Origin of the sequence: Pseudomonas sp. OST1909 (assembly GCF_015277575.1) — a bacterium.
Taxonomy (GTDB): Bacteria; Pseudomonadota; Gammaproteobacteria; order Pseudomonadales; family Pseudomonadaceae; genus Aquipseudomonas; species Aquipseudomonas synxantha_A.
Map to the genome: position 1 here is coordinate 2,022,525 of NZ_CP063780.1, position 18,544 is coordinate 2,041,068.

Consider the following 18,544-nt stretch of genomic DNA (forward strand, 5'->3'; position numbering starts at 1 on the left):
GTTTGTAATACGACGTCAGCGGATATGTCGTACGTAATGCCGGGGGTTGAAGCGCAGGACCATCAGCAGCATCACCACAGTCACCGCGGTCAGCGACCACCAGGCCCCTTCAAAGCTGCCCAATTGATCGCGGATCACTCCGGCAATCAAGGGCGACATGCCGGCAATCAGGTAACCGATGCCCTGTACAAACGCGGTAAGGCTGCCGGCGCGCCGTGGGTTGTCGAGGTGGTCGAGGGACACAATCAGGCTCATGGGAAACAGCCCGCCGATACCCAGGCCGAGCAGGCAAGGCCATAGCAGGCTCCAGTGTTGTGGGCTGAGGATCAGGCCGCAGAACCCGAGGATGATCAGCGTCAGCAGCACCGCGATCACGCCGCGTTTATCCTGGCGTCGGTTGGCGATGGCCGGGGTGACCAGGCCGGAGATCACCTCCATGGCGGTCAGCAAGCCCAGCAGCAAGCCGGCATTCTGCTCGCTCCAGCCCTGTTCGACGTAGTAGGGCGCCAGCCACGCCAATACACAGGTATAGGACGCCGTGCCCAGGCCAAAAAAGATCGCCAGCAACCAGGCGCGGCGATTGCTGAAAAATGATTCCCGAGTGCTCGAAGCTGCTTGAGGCAAGGGTGGCAGAGCCGAACGCTGGGCATACCAGAACACCAGCACCAACAGCGCCAGCACCGCCCAGATCGCCAGGCCGATGCGCCAACTGCCGGTGCGCACTTGCACCAAGGGTGAGAGTGATGCCGCCAGCGCAGCGCCGCCCATGATCGCAGTCACATACAGGCCCATGAACAGTGAAACGTCAGCGCTGAATCGCGACTTGATCAGCGTCGGCATCAACGCCTGTATCAGCGCAATGCCGACCCCTGCGGCAATCGCGCTGACGATCAGTTCCAGCGCCGAATCCAGCAACAATCGCGATAAGGTCGCCAGCCCAATCACCAGCAGCGACAGCATAATGCTGCGATGTTCGCCCAGGCGCTTGGCCAGGCCCATGCCAACAAACATCGCCAGGCCCATGGCCATGACCGGCAACATGGTCAGTAAGGCGGCGCTGCTGAAACTCAACGGCACGTCCGCGCGAATCGACGACAACAACGGCCCCACAGCCGCCATCGACGGTCGCAGGTTAAGGGCGACCAGCACCACGCTGATCATCAGCCATACGGCGGTGGTGGGTTTTGCGTGAACGTTTTCCATGGGCCTGCCTTGATCGAACAAGGGCGAATCAGGCCATGCAGGGGCAAGTGGGGCAAATCAGAAAGTCGCTGGGGCTATCTAAAAATTGCGGATAACTGACAGATCGCCCCTCTCACAGGGGAAAACCAGAGTCACATAGAGCGAGTTCCGGGCCTGGTCGACTCCCACCGCCCCTGGTCGATTTCAATCAGCGTCGGCCCCTGGCGATTAGCTGCGGCGCGCAGTGCCGAGCGCAGATGCTCGATGCCTTCGATGCTCTCTGCCGCGCAGCCCAGGGCCTTGGCTACGCCAATAAAGTCCGGGGTGTAAATGTCTACACCCACAGGCTCGATGGCACGATTGAGCATGTATTTCTTGATCTCCTCATAGCCCTGGTTATTCCACAACAGCACGATCACCGGTGTGCCGGCTTCCACGGCGCTGGCCAGTTCCGGCAGGGTGAATTGCAGGCCGCCGTCGCCGATCAGGCACACCACCGGTTGCCCATCGCCGCGCGCCAGCCAGGCGCCGATGGCGGCGGGCAGGGCATAGCCCAGGGTGCCGTAGCCGGTGGATGAATTGAACCAGTGACGTGGTCGGTCGAGGTTCAGGGTCAGGTTGGCGCTGTACACCGGTTGGGTGGAATCACCCACCAGCACGGCGCCGGGCAGTTCTTCCAGGACGGTGTTGAGAAGCCGCGTGTGTGCACGGGTGGCAGCGTCCCAAGTGGGCTCCAGCTCGGTCCACAAACGTGCGACGCGGACCGGGCCCCAATCGGTATTGCGCGGCGCCAGTGGCTGGCGGTCCAGTTCGGTAAGCAGCGCCCGGGCGGCGATTTTCGCGTCGGCCACCAGGGCCACCTCGGGCGGGTAGTTGCGTACGGTCTGGTCCGGGTCGATATCGATGCGCAGCAACGTACCGGGAATCTTGAAGCCGCCGGCGAAGGTCACGTCGTAATCGGTTTCCGCCAGTTCCGTGCCGATGGCCAGTACCACATCGGCCTCGGCGACCAGGGCGCGGGTGGCCGCCAGGGTCTGGGTCGAGCCGATCAACAATGAGTGTGCGGCAGGCAACAGGCCTTTGGCATTGATGGTCAGGGCCACGGGCGCGCCGAGGGTTTCGGCCAGGCGGGTCAACTCGGGCGCCGCATCGATGGCGCCGCCACCGGCCAGAATCAGCGGGCGTTGGGCGGTGGCGAGCAAGCGGCTCATGTGCTCGATCGCCGTCGGTGCCGCTCCGGCGCGGGCCACGCTGACCGGCTGGCTGCCCAGCAGGGCATCGGCATTTTCCACCAGCACATCCAACGGAATCTCGATATGCACCGGGCGCGGCCGCCCGGCCTGAAACAGTGCAAACGCCCGTGCCAGCACGCCGGGCAATTCGTGGGCCGACATCAAGGTATGGGAAAAAGCCGCCACGCCGGCCACCAGTGCGCTCTGATTCGGCAACTCATGCAACTTGCCACGCCCGCCGCCCAACTGGCTGCGCGCCTGCACACTGGAAATCACCAGCATCGGGATCGAATCGGCATAGGCCTGGCCCATGGCCGTGGTGATATTGGTCATGCCCGGGCCGGTAATGATGAAACACACACCAGGCTTGCCGCAGGTGCGCGCGTAGCCGTCGGCCATAAACCCGGCGCCCTGTTCGTGGCGCGGGGTGACGTGACGGATGCCGGAGCGCGCCAAACCACGGTACAGCTCCACGGTATGCACACCGGGGATGCCGAACACATGATCGACACCGTAGCCTTTCAGGAGGTGGACCAATACTTCGCCGCAGGTTGCCATGCCGGTCGCTCTTGTTATGGATTGAAGGCGCTATTGGAACGGCTGGCCGGTAGCGGCAACAATCGATAAAAAGTCATACTCGCCATGTCCTCACGTCATGGCTGCGCCCTAATGAAACGCCTTCCACCGTTGCCCGCATTGCACACCTTCTGGGTCACGGCCCAATGCTGCAACTTCACCCGCGCCGCCGAGCAACTGCACATCACCCAGGGGGCGGTGAGCCGCCAGATCGCGGGGTTGGAACGGCATTTGGGCTATGGGTTGTTTGTGCGCCAGGCGCGGGGTTTGAGCCTGACCGAGGAAGGTCGCGAGTGGGCGCTGCGGGTGCAGCAGGTGTTCGGCGTGATCGGTGAGGCCGTGGAGCAAATCGGCAATCGCTGCGAGGTTTTGCAGCTCAAGGCGTCCACCTGTGTGATGCGCTGGCTACTGCCACGCGTGCTGCAATGGCAAAGGGAGCGCCCGGATGTACCGGTGGAGCTCACCACCACCGTGGCCTACACCGTGGATTTTCGTCGCGAGCCATTTGATGCGGCGGTGATCTATGCGCCCATCGCCGAGCAGTCCGAGGAGGCTCGGCATTTGTTCGATGAACAACTCACACCGGTCTGTGCGCCGGCCTTGCTGGACAACTTGCACACGCCAGCAGATCTGCAACACCAGGTGCTGCTGCACCCCACGCGGGATCAGCGGGATTGGGCATTGTGGTTAAAAGCGGCGGGTACGCGCCTGAGCAGTCTGAGCCAGGGGCATCATTTCGAAACGCTGGACCTGGCGATGACGGTGGCGGCACAAGGCTCGGGCGTGGCGATCGGTGATCGTGCGCTGATTGGCGAGGACCTGAAGGCGGGGCGCCTGGTGATGCCGTTTGAACTGCGGGTGCCGACGGGCATGGGCTATTACCTGGTGTATCCGCCGCAGACAGTGCCTTCTGCCGGGTTGTTGGCCCTGATGGATTGGCTGGCCAGCCAGGCACAAATGTAGGAGGGGCTTGCCCCCTCCCACATGTTTACCGCGTGGTGTCAGTAGCCAACGGTGAAGCGCTTACGCGAGTGCTTGGGTGTTTCAACCTCGTCGATCATGGCGATGGCGTAGTCGGCAAAGCTGATCGAGCTGTTACCGTCACTGCTCACCAACAGGTCATCCTGGCCCAGGCGGAATTTGCCGGTGCGCTCGGTCCCGTCGAACAGCGCCGATGGCGAGAGGAACGTCCAATCCAATTCCTTTTCCTGACGCAGCGTTTCCAGGAAGTCAGCCCCGGCACTGGCTTCGGCCTTGTACTCCGCCGGGAAACCCGGGCTATCGATGACGCGACTGCCGTCCGGTAGCAGCAACGAACCCGCACCGCCCACCACCAGCAGGCGTTTGACCCCGGCCTTTTTCACCGGGCCGATCACGGCGCTGGCGGGCAAGGTGGCAAAGTGCGCGGCGCTGATCACCACATCGCTGCCGCTGATAGCGTGTTGCAGGGCATCGGCGTCCAGGGCATCCACCTGCTTGACCGTGACGCCTGGGCGTACGCCCAGCTTGTCGGTGTTGCGAGCGATGGCGGTAACGGTATGCCCGCGGCGCAGGGCTTCTTCCAGCAGTTGGCTACCGGCACGGCCGGTGGCACCAATGATTGCGATTTTGCTCATGACGTTCTCCATCAGGGTTAGGGTTTAAAGCCGATCACCACTTCATTTCGCCCTTGGCGACTTTGGCGCTCAATTCCAGCGAGCTTTCGTCGGCGAGGGTGGGGTAACGCTGTTTCATGGCCGCAATCAGGGCGGCGGAATCCTTGGCCTTGGCGGTTTCGATGTCGAAGGCCTTGATGTAGTCGGCGGTGAATTTCACCGAGGCCAGCGATGGGGTGCCCAGGTAGTGGCCAGGGATCACTGTTTTTGGCTTCAAGCCTTCAATGCGCTCAAGGGTGCTCAACCAGTCTTTATGAGATTGCGCGCCCTGAGTGTCAGCCATCCACAGGTGAATGTTTTCGGCGACAACCACACCACCGACCACAGCCTTGATCGACGGGATCCACACAAAGCTGCGATCCGGCTGCGGACCGTCCAGACCCACCACTTCAAGCTGTTGCCCTTCAAGGGTCAGGCTGTGGCCTTGCAGCACTTGCGGCACAATCGTCTTGGCCGGTTTGTCGGCGCCCATTTTCGGGCCCCAATATTCCAGCTTGCCGGCGACGGTGGCGTTGATATGGTCGACCACCGGTTGCGGCGCCAGCACCTTGGCGTCGGGGAAGGCGGCGGTCAGGGTGTCGAGGCCGAAGTAGTAGTCCGGGTCGCCATGGCTGATGTAGATGGTGGTCAGGTGCTTGCCGCTGGCGCGGATGTTCTGCACCAGTTGTTCGGCCTGGCCTTTGCCGAATTGGGCGTCCACCAGGATCGCGTCTTTGGCACCGCTGACCAGCACCGAGCTGACGGGAAAGATCGCCGCTTCGCCGGGGTTGTACACGTCCAGTTTCAGCTCAGCGGCTGCCGCGTGGGCGGCGAAGGCCAGGGCGGCAGTGGCCAGGGTCAAGCGTTTGAAGGTCGAGAACATTGGGCAGCTCCTGCCATTGGTAAGGGGTGGGTAGAGCTTAGTTGCATAAAACACCACAAAAAATGCGATGCTTGGACATAGTTTGTTTCTGAAATCGGGCAGATCATGGATCGTCTTCAAGCAATGCGCGTGTTTGTCACTGTGGTGGACCTGGGCAGTCAGTCTGCCGCCGCCGATCATCTGGACCTGTCGCGCCCGGTGGTCTCGCGTTACCTGGCTGAGCTGGAGGATTGGGTCGGCGCGCGCCTGCTGCACCGCACCACGCGCAAGCTCAGCCTCACTGCTGCCGGGAGCGAAACCCTGCCGCGCTGCCGGCAATTGCTGGAGCTGTGCGCTGATATGCAGGCCGCCGTCAGCGAGCCCGATGACGCGCCCCGGGGCTTGTTGCGCCTGAGCGTCAGTACCTCGTTCGGCCAGGCGCAGTTGGGCGCGGCCATTGCCGAGTACGTCAAGCGCTACCCGCTGGTGACGGTGGACTTGCAGATGCTCGACCGCACGGTGAACCTGGTGGATGAGCGCATCGATCTGGCGATCCGCACCAGCAATGACCTGGACCCGAACCTGATCGCCCGGCGCTTGACCGTGTGCCGCTCGGTGGTGTGTGCCACACCGGCCTATCTGCGTGAGCATCCGGCGCCGCAGAAAGTCGAAGACCTGGCCCGGCACAACTGCCTGACCCACTCCTATTTCGGCAAGAGCCTGTGGCATTTCGAAGAGCAGGGCGAACACGTGTCGGTGCCGGTGCACGGCAATATCACCGCCAACGAGGCCAGCACGTTATTGCGTATAACCCTGGCCGGGGCAGGGGTGGCGATGCTCCCCAGTTATCAGGCCGGTGACCTGATCCGCAGTGGTGAACTGGTGCGCTTGCTGCCTGCAGCAGAGCCACGGCAGATGAACATCTATGCGGTGTACGCCTCGCGCAAGCACATGCCCTCGGCACTGCGCAGCCTGCTGGATTTTCTGGTGCTGCGGTTTCCGGAGGCGCCTGCGTGGGACGTCGGCCTCTAAGGCGATATAAACGCGCTGAATGGCAGCCAATCATGGCAACTTGCGCTGACTGACCTATGCTTTAAACAGCACCGTGTAGATCCGTTCAGAGGTCTGTGCCATGAGTATCAAAACCAGAAAATACCTGACGATTTTCACCCTCTGCGCATTGGCGACTGCGTTGTACGGGACAGCCGCCTATCGCGTCGAACAAACCCGCATGCAACCGGCGGCGTTCGCGATCAGTTGCCACCAGGACCAATGCGTGCCGCGCACCGGCAGTTTCAGCGCGCTCAGGTAGGCTGCTCGGCCTTCAATTGCTCGCGAAACGCCTTGGGTGAAAACCCGACCCTGCGGCGAAACAGTCGTGAGAAGTTGGTCGGGTCGGAAAAGCCCAGCACCTCGGACATCTCATTGATGGTCATGCTGGTGTAGGTCAACAAGCGCTTGGCTTCCAGCAACTGGCGGTCATGCATGATCTGCAACGCCGGTTGCCCGCCCAACTCCCGACAAGTCCCGTTCAAGTGTGAGACCGAGATGCCCAGCTTGTGGGCCAAATCTTCAATCTTGGGGTGCTCACGGTAATGCTGTTCGACCAGTTGGGTGAAACGCCGAAAATACTCACGACCACGTGGGGCGCGTGGATGACGGCGCTGGATCGCCTGGCGGCTGACCCACACCAGCAGCACGCTGACCAAGGCGTGCAACATCATGTCCCGTGCCGGTTGATCATCGGCGTATTCGTCCTGCAAGCGCACGAACAGGTTGTTCAAGTAGTCGCTGTCCTTGCCCGCAGGATAACTGCCGAGGGTTTGCAGGCCATCGACGGTGTCGCCCAATTGCGCCTGCAAATGGCTGACCAGCGGCGCCGAAAGGGTCACCACATAACCCTGCACATCTTCGGAAAAACGAAAGCCATGCACGCACAGTGGCGGCAGCACTTGCAGGCTCGCTTCATTGAGGGTGGTGCGCTGGCCTTCGATTTCCAGTTGTGCCTGGCCTTTGTGCACATACAGCAGTTGGCACAGATCCGCGTGCCGGTGGGGCTGGATTTCCCACTGGTATTCCCGACTGCGCCGGGAAATGGTTTCGCAGTGCAACAAATCGGGCGTCGGCCACTGCTGGCTTTCCCCGTAAAGCTTGAAGACCGGAATCGCGGTTTTGGTCATGGTTTCAATCCGATACTCAGGATAATGGTTCGGTAATCGCCCCGATTGGCGAAAAGCGCAGGCTTTGACGCAGTTTTCACCTTCTTATGCGGTTCGCTCAAGTGAAAAATGTCAGCCACACGTCCACTGACAACTCTTTCACTCGATACGTTCGGGTAAAGCGTGAAGGCCATAAAAATAATGAAAACCCTGAAAACCCAAGTCGCCATTATTGGCGCCGGTCCGTCTGGATTGCTGCTCGGCCAGCTGCTGCACAACGCTGGTATTCAAACCCTTGTTCTAGAGCGCCAGAGCGCCGATTACGTGCAAGGGCGCATCCGTGCCGGTGTGTTGGAGCAGGGCATGGTCGACCTGTTGCGCGAAGCCGGGGTGAACCAACGCATGGAGACTGAGGGGTTGGTGCACACCGGCTTTGACATTGCCCTCAATGACCAACTTATCCCGATCGATCTGAAGGCATTGACCGGTGGCCAATCGGTGATGATCTACGGCCAGACCGAAGTCACTCGCGACCTGATGGCCGCCCGCGCAGCCGCCGGCGCGACCACGCTGTACGAGGCGTGCGACGTACAGCCCCATGATCTGAAAAGTGATCGACCCTGGCTGACGTTCAATCACCAAGGCCAAGCCTATCGCCTGGAGTGCGATTACATCGCCGGTTGCGATGGCTTCCATGGCGTCGCCCGCCAATCGATTCCGGCGCAGGCGTTGAAGGTATTCGAGCGGGTCTATCCCTTCGGTTGGCTGGGGGTGCTCGCCAATACGCCGCCGGTACACGCCGAGCTGGTGTATGCCAAACACCCACGGGGTTTTGCCCTGTGCAGCATGCGCTCACCCACGCGCAGCCGTTATTACCTGCAAGTGCCGCAGGACGAGGCTGTGGAGGATTGGTCGGATGAGCGTTTCTGGGATGAGCTGAAAACCCGCTTGCCCGGTTCATTGGCGCAGCAGTTGGTGACCGGCCCCTCGATTGAAAAAAGTATCGCGCCGCTGCGCAGCTTCGTGGTGGAGCCCATGCAGTACGGGCGCCTGTTCCTGCTTGGCGATGCTGCGCATATTGTCCCGCCCACCGGCGCCAAGGGTTTGAACCTGGCGGCCAGTGATGTGAGCACGTTGTTCCGGATCTTGCTCAAGGTGTACCGCGAAGGGCGCCTGGACTTGCTGCAAAAGTACTCGGCGATCTGCCTGCGCCGGGTATGGAAGGCCGAGCGATTTTCCTGGTGGATGACCTCGATGCTGCATGAGTTTCCCCAGGCGGACGCCTTCAGCCAGCGCATTGCCGAGAGTGAGCTGGATTATTTCATCCACTCGGATGCCGGGCGCAAAACCATTGCAGAAAATTACGTCGGGCTTGCTTACGAGCCTATCGAATAGCCTGCTATCGTATTGAGCATTCCCGCGGGCGATCTTGTCCTGCGGGCCTTGTTCGAAGGTTCTGCCGTGACTCACCTCAATCAGCCCGCCCCAACCGTTCCCGCCGTGCGCAGTATTCTTGCTGCGCTGATGATGGCGATCTTCCTCGGCGCCCTGGACCAGACCATTGTGGCGGTGTCCATGCCGGCCATTTCCGCGCAGTTTCATGACGTCAACCTGCTGGCCTGGGTGATTTCCGGCTATATGGTGGCGATGACCGTGGCGGTGCCGATCTACGGCAAGCTTGGCGATCTGTATGGGCGCCGGCCCATGATGCTGATCGGCATGGGCGTGTTCACCCTGGCGTCGCTGTTTTGTGGCATGGCGCAAAGCATGGAGCAATTGGTGCTGGCGCGGATTCTCCAGGGCGTCGGTGCCGGCGGGATGATTTCAGTGAGCCAGGCAATCATCGGCGACATCATTCCCCCTCGCGAACGCGGCCGGTACCAGGGCTATTTCAGCAGCATGTACGCGGTGGCCAGCGTGGCGGGGCCGGTGCTGGGCGGCTATATGACCGAGTACTTGTCGTGGCGCTGGGTGTTTTTGATCAACCTGCCGCTGGGTGCCGGCGCCTGGTACGTGGCCCATCGCACTCTGGTGGGGCTGCCGGTGCCGCAGCGCAAGCCGATCATCGATTACCTCGGCACGGTGCTGATGATCATCGGCCTCACCGCCTTGTTGCTGGGCATCACCGAAATCGGCCAGGGCCATTCGTGGCGTGACGCTCAAGTGCTGGGGTTGCTGGCCTGCGCACTGCTGGCGTTGAGCGTGTTTGTGTGGCACGAACGCCGCGCGCGCGAACCGCTGCTGCCCATGCACTTGTTTGCCAACCGCAGTGCGGTGTTGTGTTGGTGCACGATTTTTGTCACCAGCTTCCAGGCGATTTCCCTGACCGTGCTGATGCCCCTGCGTTACCAGACCGTGACCGGCGCCGGTGCCGACAGTGCGGCCCTGCACTTGCTGCCCTTGGCGATGGGCTTGCCGATGGGCGCGTATTTCGCCGGGCGCATGACCTCGGTGACTGGCCGCTATAAACCGATGATCCTGAGCGGCGCGGTGTTGAGCCCGCTAGCGATTCTCGGCATGGCCTACAGCGCGCCCCAGGCGGTGGTGCTCACCAGCGTATTCATGCTGTTGTGCGGCATTGCCGCCGGTATGCAGTTCCCGACCTCGTTGGTGGGTACGCAGAACTCGGTGGAGCAACGGGATATCGGTGTGGCCACCAGTACCACCAACCTGTTCCGCTCTTTGGGCGGGGCAGTGGGGGTGGCGTGCATGTCGGCGTTGCTGCTGGCGCTGTTGCACGATTCCAGTTTCGCCCATTTGACGAGCGCCGCACTGGTGGCCGAAGGCAGTTCTGGCAACGTGCTGCTTGACGGCCTCAACGCGGCACCCGGCCCGGCGCAGGATGCGCTGCGCGGGGAGTTGGCGGTGACGTTTCGGCATTTGCTGATGGTGAGCGCGGCGGTATCGGTGTTTGGGCTGGCGGCGGCGATTGTGATGCCGAACCGGGTACTGCGCGGTCGTGAAGACAAAGCTAGATAAGCGGAAGCGGAGCGTCCCAGGCGGCGTTCCCACGCAGAGCGTGGGAACGATCAAAGCCAACAGATCAGGGGCTGTAATACCCCACCGCAACCATGAAATGCCCGCTTTTGCGCACATAAGCGTGCTTGTTCTCGACCTTACCCGTCACCGGGTTTTTCCAGCGGTATTTGTATTCCCCCTGGTCCTGCTCGGCCATCATCTTGAGGATCGGCTCACCCACCGGTTTGCCATCCGGGTCCTTGATCTTGGCAAAGTCAGTGTTGATCAGACGCAGGTTTGTCCCGTGTGCCACATAACGTCGAGTATTCAGGTCAACCACAAACACATAGAGGTCATCCTGCAGGAAGCCGCCCTGCAGTGAGTTGATGGCCTTGAGCGTGCCGGTTTCATCCTTCACCAGCGCATCCACCGCCTTGTTACGCAGCGCCCGTGCCTGTTCCGGCGTGGCCCGTGGCAGGTAATAACCCACCGCCAGGATGCGTTTGCCTACCCGCTGATAAAACACATGCTTGTGTTCGACCTTGCCGTCGTTCCAGTTCTGCCAGCGATAGTCGGCCTGCTGGACACCCTGGCTTTCGGGCACCTTGAGCGCGTCCTTGAATGACTGACGCAAATCCGGCCCGAGCACCTCGGACACGTCGCGACCGATCAGCGCAGACGAGGGGCCGCCACTGGCCAGCAGTACGCCTTGGGTATCAACCACAAACACATAGCGGTCCTGGTCGATGAATTCGCCCTGTCGACTGAAGGCGGCAAAGGCCTTGTCACCTTGCTTGTGGTAGTACGCCAAGGCCTTTTCCAGCAAGGTCTTGGCGGCCTGGGCATCCGCTTCCTGAGCCGTTGCAGCATGCACCTGGCTGCAGCCACATAACAGCAGCAGCCAGGTGAGTCGCAGCAGTGTGTTCATATACCGTCCCTCGGTCTTGTCGGTGTGACAAGAGCGTAGACGGCTCTTGCTCAGCGCGCCGTCAGCATCAGCTATTGTGGAAAGGAGACAGGTTATCGTGATGTGGTTGAGTCGGGCGATTTAGAGCCGGGAAATCACTCAAGAGCGAAAGCATAGACCACGACTTTAGGTCCATAAAACGTAATGCTGAATGTTTGCTCTTCAGTGTTATCGGTTCGATGAACCAGATGATACTTTCGCTTCGATATCACGGTGCCGGTGCCGTCTGGGGCTACATCGCTGCCTGAGTACGGGGCAGGCGCCTGGCCGTCGAGCTTGACTTCAAAATGGACATGATTGCCGTCGACTGCGGGGCCTAGTACCAAATACAGGTCACGGCTATTGAAGCGGTAGACAATACGGCCGCCAGGCGCGTCCAGGGTTATTGTCTGATTGGCGTAGTTCCATAATCCTTCCAGGCTCCAGTGATCGAGGGGCAGAGCGGGGGGCGTGGAATAACTTACTACTTTATCGATGATGATCGCGCTATCGGATACGAAATTTTCTGCTCGCATCTCACCCAGACGGAGGTGGGGGAAAATCGAGTGAGCATTCATGAAAATTTTGCGCTGCCAATCCATATCGGGTCGATTTGGACTTTCGTTGCCAAAAATCCCGTTGAAGTGCGTCTCCAGCGCTAGTTGCGCGTGCATGTGCTGCTGCAATGGCTCCGTCAGCAGGTTAAGCGGCCTCGGGGCAAAAGGCATTAATACGTTTTTCCAGTCCACCGAAATATGAATATAGTCTCTCGCAAGAAACGCCAGCTCTTGCGGGGAGTACGGTGTCAAGGGCATGTGGGAGCTGACTTCGTTTCGCCGGATCAGTGCCGTGCGTAAAAAAGGCTTGAGGTCATCAGGTATTGGGTAGTCCGCCTTGAACGCGTCCTTGTCAAAACTGCAACCGTTATGGCAGGCGGTATCGAGCATTACCCAGCCAGCAATGAGCTGCAATTCGCCTTTCACCTCGCGACGACTGATACCTTGATAATAGGGCAGTGGTAGTACAGAGTACTCGACAGAACTATGCTCCAGCAGAACATTAAGTATAGGATCCATTCTTAAGTTATTAATTTCATCCACCACATGCGCTCTTGGATCGTAGTGCGGGTTTGGCCAATAACGTTTTGGTGTGATGCGGCAAACTTCAGTTTGAACGGCAGGGCCCAGGGCGTAACTGCCACCTATATCGGAATGGCAGCCGGGTAAGGGCAGTTCTACGTAAGGCGGTTGCACACTGCGCAGAGGGAAGTTATACCGATACTCATGCATGGATTGGATTTGCAGCACTTTGCTGGGATGAATCAAGCGTAGTTCAATATCCATGCCGGAAGTATTGCCCGTATCATGAGGGTCCTGCCACTGGCCGTTATTCAATGTCCAGATGCTCGCCACAGTGTCGAAGAGTCCCAGAAAATGAATGTCTAGATCTTGTCTCAGTACCATGTCGTACTTTTTTAATATTTCAGCGATGGGCAGGTATATAGAATTGTTTTTTGATATGACCATATTGGCGAAGTGTCTCGCGATGGTAGCGCCGCGACTGAAACCAAACACGTCAAACTCGATGTTTACGTTTTTCTGTGTTGGTAGCATGGAAGACAATAATTGCCCGATCGTTGCACAGGCTTTGCTAACCGCCATGGCATACTTCGCAAAAACGCCGTAGCCGCCTATGGTTAATGGAAGGTCCACGCCTACGGCCATCGCCAGCGTGCTGTCAAAATCATTGGTTTTGGTACCCACACCTTCCATATAAATCCCCGTTTGCATCAATGTCTCTGGAACGATGGTAGTGGTGTAGTATTTATAGAGTCGATAAATATTTGAAATCGCACCCTGGTAGCTGACTCCTTTGTCAGGGGTGCCAGCCAGGGCGTTCAAAGCGTTATTTCCGGTTCCATCAAAGAATAATCCGATCCTTATAGTGATTACTGGCGTATCAAGTGTCATGCGCTCGGCTCCATGCTGTTATTCAGCTGCTGGGGTTTTGGTAGTCGGCAGATAAAAGTTGCCGTTCCATTACCCTAGTCGTTGAATGAACTAAGTCTGGGGTCGTGAAGGGTGAAAGTGGTAATTTGCGAAAAAGGTGCAGGTGAAACTGGAGTATTCACACGTCAAATTTTTCAGCTGGCCCGTACCTGGCTGCAACACAGCAGCCAGGTGAGTCGCAGCAGTGTGTTCATATACCCGTCCCTCGGTCTTGTTGGTGTGACAAGAGCGTAGACGGTCGCTCGGGAATCAGAAGGGTTTAGTGGGCAGGTATTTGCCGTCCAGAGTGATGACCGCACGGGAGCCGCCGTCCGGGTCTTCGACTTTCTTGATGTCCAGCTTGAAGTTGATGGCGCTGATGATGCCGTCGCCGAATTGCTCATGCACCAAGGCCTTCAAGGTAGAGCCGTAGACCTGCAGCATTTCGTAGAAGCGGTACATCGTCGGATCGGTCGGCACACCGCTGGGGAAACTGCCGCGCAGTGGGACGCTTTGCAGCAGGCGGCTGGCGTCCTGGTCGAGGCCGAGTTTGTCGCACACGATGTCGGCCGCCTCCTTGGGCAGTGGGTGCTGGCCGAGCAGGGCGGCGGTGACGAACGCCAGGCTCAGGCCGGTGCCATCGGTGAGGTCCTGCCATGACAGATTCTTGCGTGCCTTGAGGTCGATAACGGTATCGGCCAGGGCCAGGCGTGGGGTTTGGGCGAATTGGGATTGCAACATGGTGATGTCCTCTTGGGTGGTTAAGGTTCAGGCAGCGTGGGCGCGGGTGGTTGGATGGTCGAGCAGGGAGACGAAGCGCCCGGTGTGCCCGTCCAAAGCGTCGATGCCGCCGGTTTCGATGTCGTAGACCCAGCCATGCAGGTTCATCCGGCCTTGTTCCAGGGCCAGCGCAACGCTGGGGTGAGTCTTGAGATTAGCCAGTTGGGCGACCACGTTTTCACGCACCAATGAATCCAGGCGCGCAGCGTCCGAGACATGCGTACGGGATGCATTGATCACCTTGGCTGACTCGGCATGACGCAACCAGTTGGCCACGGCCGGCAGATGGTCCAGGCACTTGCAGGTGGAAATGGCAGTCATGGCGCCGCAGTCCGAATGCCCGCAAATCACAATGTCGCTGACCCCGAGTACCGCCACCGCATATTCGACCGTGGCCGATACACCACCCGGCTCGGGGCCGTAGGACGGCACGATATTGCCGGCATTGCGGATCACGAACAGATCGCCGGGTTCCTGCTGGGTCAGAAGCTCCGGCACGACACGGCTGTCGGAGCAGGACACGAACAAGGTGCCGGGGTTCTGTGTGGTCGCCAGGTGCTTGAACAAGTCGCTGCGTTGGGAAAAGGCTTCACGTTGGAATTTGCGGAAGCCATCGATGAGATGCTGCATGGTGGTTCTCCTTGCGTCGCTGATGGGGCAAGGATGGAAGTTTTCGGCTATAGCGTCCAAGACCGGTTTATGATGCTGTCTATAAGTCATGCCTATAGCTGGAGCGCTGTCGATGCTGCTGCGTCATATCCGTTACTTGCTCGCCGTTGCCGAGCATCGCAACTTCACCCGCGCCGCCGAAGCGCTGCATGTATCGCAGCCGACCCTCTCACAACAGATTAAACAGCTGGAAGAAAGCCTCGGCGCGCCGCTGCTCGACCGCTCCGGGCGCAGTATCAGCCTGACCGATGCGGGGCAAGCCTATGTGCGCTTTGCGCGGCTGGCGTTGCAGGATCTGCAGGCCGGCAGCCGCGCCATACACGATGTGCAGGACCTCAGCCGCGGGCATTTGCGCCTGGCCATGACGCCGACCTTCACCGCCTACCTGATCGGCCCGTTGCTGGCGCGATTCAATACGCTGTACCCGGGCATCACCCTCAGCGTCGAGGAGTTGACCCAGGACCGTATCGAAGCTGCACTGGGCGAGGACCTGCTGGATATCGGTATCGGATTTACCGGCGAACATGGGCCGGACATTGAGTGCGAGGGGCTGTTTGTCGAACAACTGAGCGTAGTGGTCAGTGCCAGCCATCCCCAATTGAGCCGACTCGTTTGGCTTGAACAACCCCTGGTGCTGCTGAACACGAGCTTCGCTACCCGCCGCCATATCGATGACTACTGCCGCGGGCAAGGTGTGAAACCATTTATCGCCATGGAAGCCAACTCCATCAGCGCAATCATCGAAATCGTCCGCAACACGTCACTGGCAACCGTCCTGCCCCAAGCACTGGCCGAGGCGCAGACGGGGCTGCACGCCGTGACCATCGACCCACCGCTGCCGCAGCGTACTGCCGCACTATTGAGCCGCAAGGGCGCCTATCGCAGCGCCGCGTGCAGGGCGTTCGTCGAGCTGATGTGGGAGGGGGCTTGCTCCCGATAGCGGAGTGTCAGTTAACAGTTTTTTGGCTGATCCACCTATATCGGGAGCAAGCCCCTTCCCACATTTGGATCTCGGTGTGCCAGACAGGCCGTCATGGCAGAAAATTCAAGGCGCAGCCAACCACTGGCTGACAATCCCCGCATACCCCCCGGTCGCCACGCTCAAGTGCAACCACTGATCCACATAACTCTTCCAGGCCACATCATCGCGAGGCAGCAGGAAGGCTTTTTCACTGTATTGCATCGGCCGCTCAGGATTGACCGCACACAACCCAGGCTTGAGCTTCTGCTGATACCGCGCCTCGCTGGCATCGGTAATCATCACATCGGCCTTGCCCGCCAGCAGCTCATCAAAAATCGTTACATTGTCATGCAGGCGAATCTGCGTCTGGCCCAGGTGGGCACGGGCAAACACTTCATTGGTGCCACCTGCCGGCTCGATCACCCGCACCTGTGGCTGGTTGATCTGCTCAACCGTTTGGTAGCGCTGCACATCGGCGCAGCGCACCAGTGGGATCTTGCCGTCAACCCCCAGCGATTGGCTGAAGAACGCCTTTTTCTGCCGCTCCAGCGACACCGAAATCCCGCCCACGGCGATGTCGCACCGTTGGGCGAGGAAGTCCGGCATCAGGGTTTTCCACGTGGTGGGCACCCACTTGATCGTGGCGTTGAGGCTCTTGGCCAGGGACTCGGCCATGGTGATGTCGATACCTTCATAACGGCCATCGGCGCGCAATGAGGTGTAGGGCTTGTAGTCGCCCGTTGTGCAAACGGTCAGGGTGCCGCGCTGGATCACCTCGTCAAGACGTGACGGAACAGTGTCGGCCTGGGCGATGTTGGCCAGGCTTGCCAGCACACAGAGGGCCAGAGGAGCTTTCATGGGGGCGAGTCCTTGGGGCACGGTCGGGGCGCCCATTATTTCCAGCGCCGGGCAGGGTGGCAAGGTGAGGAATGTTTAGCCAAACTGCACCCAAACTCCATCAAGCCTGAATTTAACCGCCTATCCAGGCGTGTGACGCTCGGGGTTCTCTATTTCTGTGATCCGCGCATGGACGGTTGCCCCGACACTCACGCCGCGACACTGCCTTCTGCACTTGCGTTCTGGGCCTTGTTCCATTGTCGACACGCGCGCCCGCCAGACACCTCTCTTCTACGTTGATCCACCCCCACGGATGACGCGCACCTGTGCGCATCTGCGCCTGCCTGACCCAAACGTATGAGAATTGCTATGAGTGTCTTTGCCCGCCTGCACGAAGCCCGAACCTTCCTTGAGCAGAACCCCGACATCGAGATGTTCGAGCTGTTTATCCTCGACAACAACGGCGTCCCCCGCGGCAAGCTGCTGCACCGCGACGAACTGCTGGCGGTGTACGAAACCGGCCGGCCACTGCCCAGCACCATTCTCGGCCTGACCATCAATGGCGATGACGTAGAAAACTCAGGGCTGGTGTGGGAAGTCGGCGATATCGACTGCCGCGCCTACCCGATCAGTGGCAGTTTGCAGCGTATGCCCTGGCGTTTGATTCCTACCGCAGCGGTGCAAGTCAGCATGCACCCCACACAAGGCTTGCCCGCCACCGTGGCCGACCCTCGGCATTTGCTCGCCAAGGTCATCGATGCACTCAAGGCCGATGGCTATTACCCGGTGATGGCGGCAGAGCTGGAGTTCTACCTGCTCGACCAGAAGCCCGACGGCAACGGTCGTCCGCAACCGGCGCGGGATATGGACGGCAATCGCCCGCGCTCGACCCAGGTGTATGGCCTGCGCGAACTGGAGCAGATCGAGCCGTTTCTCGCCGACCTTTATAGCGCCTGCAAGCTGCAAGGTATCCCGGCGCGCACGGCCATCTCCGAGTACGCCCCGGGCCAGGTGGAAATCACCCTTGAACATCGCACTGATGCTTTACAGGCGATGGACGAAGCGGTGCGCTACAAACGCCTGGTCAAGGGCGTGGCCCACAAGCATGGGATGGCCGCATGTTTCATGGCCAAGCCGTTCGACGACCTGGCCGGCACCGGCATGCATATGCACGTCAGCCTGGCCGATGCCCAGGGCAATAACCTGTTCGCCAGCGAGGCGGCTGATGGCACGCCACTGCTGCGCCAGGCGGTGGGCGGGATGCTGAGTACGTTGCTCGATTCGCTGCTGATGTTCTGCCCCAACGCCAACTCCTATCGGCGTTTCCAAACCAACAGCTATGCACCCCTGGCTGCCACCTGGGGCGTGGACAACCGCACCGTCAGCCTGCGCGTGCCCGGTGGCCCGGCCAGTTCCCGGCATATCGAGCACCGCATCTGCGGCGCCGATGCCAACCCTTATCTGGCGGCCGCCGCGATCCTGGCCGGCATCCATCGCGGCATTCGCGAGCAACGCGACCCTGGCGCCCCGGTGGAAGGAAACGGTTATGCCCAGGCCAAGGAGCTGTTGCCCACTGACTGGCTGACCACCCTGCGTGCGCTTGAGGCTTCGCGATGGGCAAAGGATGCGTTTGGCAGTGAATTCCTTGGTGTTTACCTGGCAGTCAAACGTGCCGAATATCGCCAGTTCATGGGCGAGGTCGGTGAGCAGGATTGGCGCTGGTACCTGCATCAGGCGTGACGGAGTTTACGGTGGCGGCT

Annotated in this window: 17 protein-coding genes; 7 read left to right on the forward strand and 10 right to left on the reverse strand. The window is 60.1% G+C overall.

What is annotated here, in order from left to right:
- Positions 1-15: 15 nt before the first annotated feature.
- Positions 16-1,203 carry a cyanate transporter gene (locus IH404_RS08865; protein ID WP_194440294.1) on the reverse strand — a complete coding sequence of 396 codons (1,188 nt, stop codon included), beginning with the start codon at positions 1,201-1,203 and terminating at the stop codon, positions 16-18.
- Positions 1,204-1,334: 131 nt separating this feature from the next.
- On the reverse strand, positions 1,335-2,972 hold the full coding sequence (locus IH404_RS08870; protein ID WP_005786064.1) for a 5-guanidino-2-oxopentanoate decarboxylase: 1,638 nt from the start codon (positions 2,970-2,972) through the stop codon (positions 1,335-1,337).
- 111 nt (positions 2,973-3,083) lie between these two features.
- Between IH404_RS08870 and IH404_RS08875 the strand changes: the two genes are divergently transcribed.
- Positions 3,084-3,953, forward strand: coding sequence for a LysR substrate-binding domain-containing protein (locus tag IH404_RS08875; protein WP_005786066.1), 870 nt, complete (start codon positions 3,084-3,086; stop codon positions 3,951-3,953).
- Positions 3,954-3,991: 38 nt separating this feature from the next.
- Here IH404_RS08875 and IH404_RS08880 read toward each other — a convergent pair whose 3' ends face one another.
- A complete protein-coding gene (locus IH404_RS08880) occupies positions 3,992-4,606 on the reverse strand; it encodes an NAD(P)-dependent oxidoreductase (protein ID WP_005786068.1) in 615 nt (204 codons plus the stop codon).
- 34 nt (positions 4,607-4,640) lie between these two features.
- Positions 4,641-5,507 (reverse strand): MBL fold metallo-hydrolase, encoded by an 867-nt coding sequence (locus tag IH404_RS08885; RefSeq protein WP_005786070.1) that lies wholly within the window; start codon positions 5,505-5,507, stop codon positions 4,641-4,643.
- Positions 5,508-5,612: 105 nt separating this feature from the next.
- On the opposite strand from IH404_RS08885, the gene IH404_RS08890 reads away from it, so the two are divergent.
- Positions 5,613-6,518, forward strand: a complete 906-nt coding sequence (locus IH404_RS08890) for a LysR family transcriptional regulator (protein WP_005786071.1) — start codon at positions 5,613-5,615, stop codon at positions 6,516-6,518.
- A gap of 100 nt (positions 6,519-6,618) precedes the next feature.
- The gene (locus IH404_RS08895; RefSeq protein ID WP_003189580.1) at positions 6,619-6,798 is read left to right on the forward strand and encodes a hypothetical protein; all 180 of its coding nucleotides are present in this window, start codon (positions 6,619-6,621) and stop codon (positions 6,796-6,798) included.
- Here IH404_RS08895 and IH404_RS08900 read toward each other — a convergent pair.
- Positions 6,791-7,666, reverse strand: coding sequence for a helix-turn-helix domain-containing protein (locus IH404_RS08900; RefSeq protein ID WP_005786075.1), 876 nt, complete (start codon positions 7,664-7,666; stop codon positions 6,791-6,793). The two genes, IH404_RS08895 and IH404_RS08900, sit on opposite strands and share 8 nt — an antisense overlap.
- A 180-nt stretch (positions 7,667-7,846) precedes the next feature.
- Between IH404_RS08900 and pobA the strand changes: the two genes are divergently transcribed.
- Together pobA and IH404_RS08910 are read left to right on the forward strand one after the other, a co-directional pair.
- A complete protein-coding gene (gene pobA / locus IH404_RS08905; protein WP_005786076.1) occupies positions 7,847-9,040 on the forward strand; it encodes a 4-hydroxybenzoate 3-monooxygenase in 1,194 nt (397 codons plus the stop codon).
- A gap of 66 nt (positions 9,041-9,106) precedes the next feature.
- Positions 9,107-10,624 (forward strand): MDR family MFS transporter, encoded by a 1,518-nt coding sequence (locus IH404_RS08910; protein ID WP_005786077.1) that lies wholly within the window; start codon positions 9,107-9,109, stop codon positions 10,622-10,624.
- 64 nt (positions 10,625-10,688) lie between these two features.
- Here IH404_RS08910 and IH404_RS08915 read toward each other — a convergent pair whose 3' ends face one another.
- The 4 genes from IH404_RS08915 to IH404_RS08930 all read right to left on the reverse strand — a co-directional run bounded on the left by IH404_RS08915 (position 10,689) and on the right by IH404_RS08930 (position 14,947).
- Positions 10,689-11,531, reverse strand: a complete 843-nt coding sequence (locus tag IH404_RS08915; protein ID WP_005786078.1) for a cache domain-containing protein — start codon at positions 11,529-11,531, stop codon at positions 10,689-10,691.
- Positions 11,532-11,665: 134 nt separating this feature from the next.
- Positions 11,666-13,519 (reverse strand): DUF2235 domain-containing protein, encoded by a 1,854-nt coding sequence (locus IH404_RS08920; protein ID WP_005786080.1) that lies wholly within the window; start codon positions 13,517-13,519, stop codon positions 11,666-11,668.
- A 288-nt stretch (positions 13,520-13,807) separates the two neighbouring features.
- On the reverse strand, positions 13,808-14,278 hold the full coding sequence (gene cynS, locus IH404_RS08925) for a cyanase (RefSeq protein WP_005786081.1): 471 nt from the start codon (positions 14,276-14,278) through the stop codon (positions 13,808-13,810).
- Between the two features lie 27 nt (positions 14,279-14,305).
- The gene (locus IH404_RS08930; protein WP_194440295.1) at positions 14,306-14,947 is read right to left on the reverse strand and encodes a carbonic anhydrase; all 642 of its coding nucleotides are present in this window, start codon (positions 14,945-14,947) and stop codon (positions 14,306-14,308) included.
- A 112-nt stretch (positions 14,948-15,059) separates the two neighbouring features.
- Here IH404_RS08930 and cynR point away from each other — a divergent pair, with 112 nt between their 5' ends.
- Positions 15,060-15,926: a transcriptional regulator CynR gene (gene cynR, locus IH404_RS08935; protein WP_148852362.1), complete on the forward strand. Its 867-nt coding sequence runs from the start codon at positions 15,060-15,062 to the stop codon at positions 15,924-15,926.
- Between the two features lie 105 nt (positions 15,927-16,031).
- Here the strand turns inward: cynR and IH404_RS08940 are convergent, their stop codons facing one another.
- Positions 16,032-16,805: a transporter substrate-binding domain-containing protein gene (locus tag IH404_RS08940; protein WP_005786084.1), complete on the reverse strand. Its 774-nt coding sequence runs from the start codon at positions 16,803-16,805 to the stop codon at positions 16,032-16,034.
- Between the two features lie 348 nt (positions 16,806-17,153).
- On the opposite strand from IH404_RS08940, the gene IH404_RS08945 reads away from it, so the two are divergent.
- Positions 17,154-18,524: a glutamine synthetase family protein gene (locus IH404_RS08945; RefSeq protein WP_005786085.1), complete on the forward strand. Its 1,371-nt coding sequence runs from the start codon at positions 17,154-17,156 to the stop codon at positions 18,522-18,524.
- Positions 18,525-18,544 lie beyond the last annotated feature (20 nt).

What these genes read in the sequence shown, in the direction of transcription:
- IH404_RS08865 (WP_194440294.1), bottom strand. Translation starts at nt 1,203, where the DNA reads ATGGAAAACGTTCACGCAAAACCCACCACCGCCGTATGGCTGATGATC.
- IH404_RS08870 (WP_005786064.1), bottom strand. Translation starts at nt 2,972, where the DNA reads ATGGCAACCTGCGGCGAAGTATTGGTCCACCTCCTGAAAGGCTACGGT.
- IH404_RS08875 (WP_005786066.1), top strand. Translation starts at nt 3,084, where the DNA reads ATGAAACGCCTTCCACCGTTGCCCGCATTGCACACCTTCTGGGTCACG.
- IH404_RS08880 (WP_005786068.1), bottom strand. Translation starts at nt 4,606, where the DNA reads ATGAGCAAAATCGCAATCATTGGTGCCACCGGCCGTGCCGGTAGCCAA.
- IH404_RS08885 (WP_005786070.1), bottom strand. Translation starts at nt 5,507, where the DNA reads ATGTTCTCGACCTTCAAACGCTTGACCCTGGCCACTGCCGCCCTGGCC.
- IH404_RS08890 (WP_005786071.1), top strand. Translation starts at nt 5,613, where the DNA reads ATGGATCGTCTTCAAGCAATGCGCGTGTTTGTCACTGTGGTGGACCTG.
- IH404_RS08895 (WP_003189580.1), top strand. Translation starts at nt 6,619, where the DNA reads ATGAGTATCAAAACCAGAAAATACCTGACGATTTTCACCCTCTGCGCA.
- IH404_RS08900 (WP_005786075.1), bottom strand. Translation starts at nt 7,666, where the DNA reads ATGACCAAAACCGCGATTCCGGTCTTCAAGCTTTACGGGGAAAGCCAG.
- pobA (WP_005786076.1), top strand. Translation starts at nt 7,847, where the DNA reads ATGAAAACCCTGAAAACCCAAGTCGCCATTATTGGCGCCGGTCCGTCT.
- IH404_RS08915 (WP_005786078.1), bottom strand. Translation starts at nt 11,531, where the DNA reads ATGAACACACTGCTGCGACTCACCTGGCTGCTGCTGTTATGTGGCTGC.
- IH404_RS08920 (WP_005786080.1), bottom strand. Translation starts at nt 13,519, where the DNA reads ATGACACTTGATACGCCAGTAATCACTATAAGGATCGGATTATTCTTT.
- cynS (WP_005786081.1), bottom strand. Translation starts at nt 14,278, where the DNA reads ATGTTGCAATCCCAATTCGCCCAAACCCCACGCCTGGCCCTGGCCGAT.
- IH404_RS08930 (WP_194440295.1), bottom strand. Translation starts at nt 14,947, where the DNA reads ATGCAGCATCTCATCGATGGCTTCCGCAAATTCCAACGTGAAGCCTTT.
- cynR (WP_148852362.1), top strand. Translation starts at nt 15,060, where the DNA reads ATGCTGCTGCGTCATATCCGTTACTTGCTCGCCGTTGCCGAGCATCGC.
- IH404_RS08940 (WP_005786084.1), bottom strand. Translation starts at nt 16,805, where the DNA reads ATGAAAGCTCCTCTGGCCCTCTGTGTGCTGGCAAGCCTGGCCAACATC.
- IH404_RS08945 (WP_005786085.1), top strand. Translation starts at nt 17,154, where the DNA reads ATGAGTGTCTTTGCCCGCCTGCACGAAGCCCGAACCTTCCTTGAGCAG.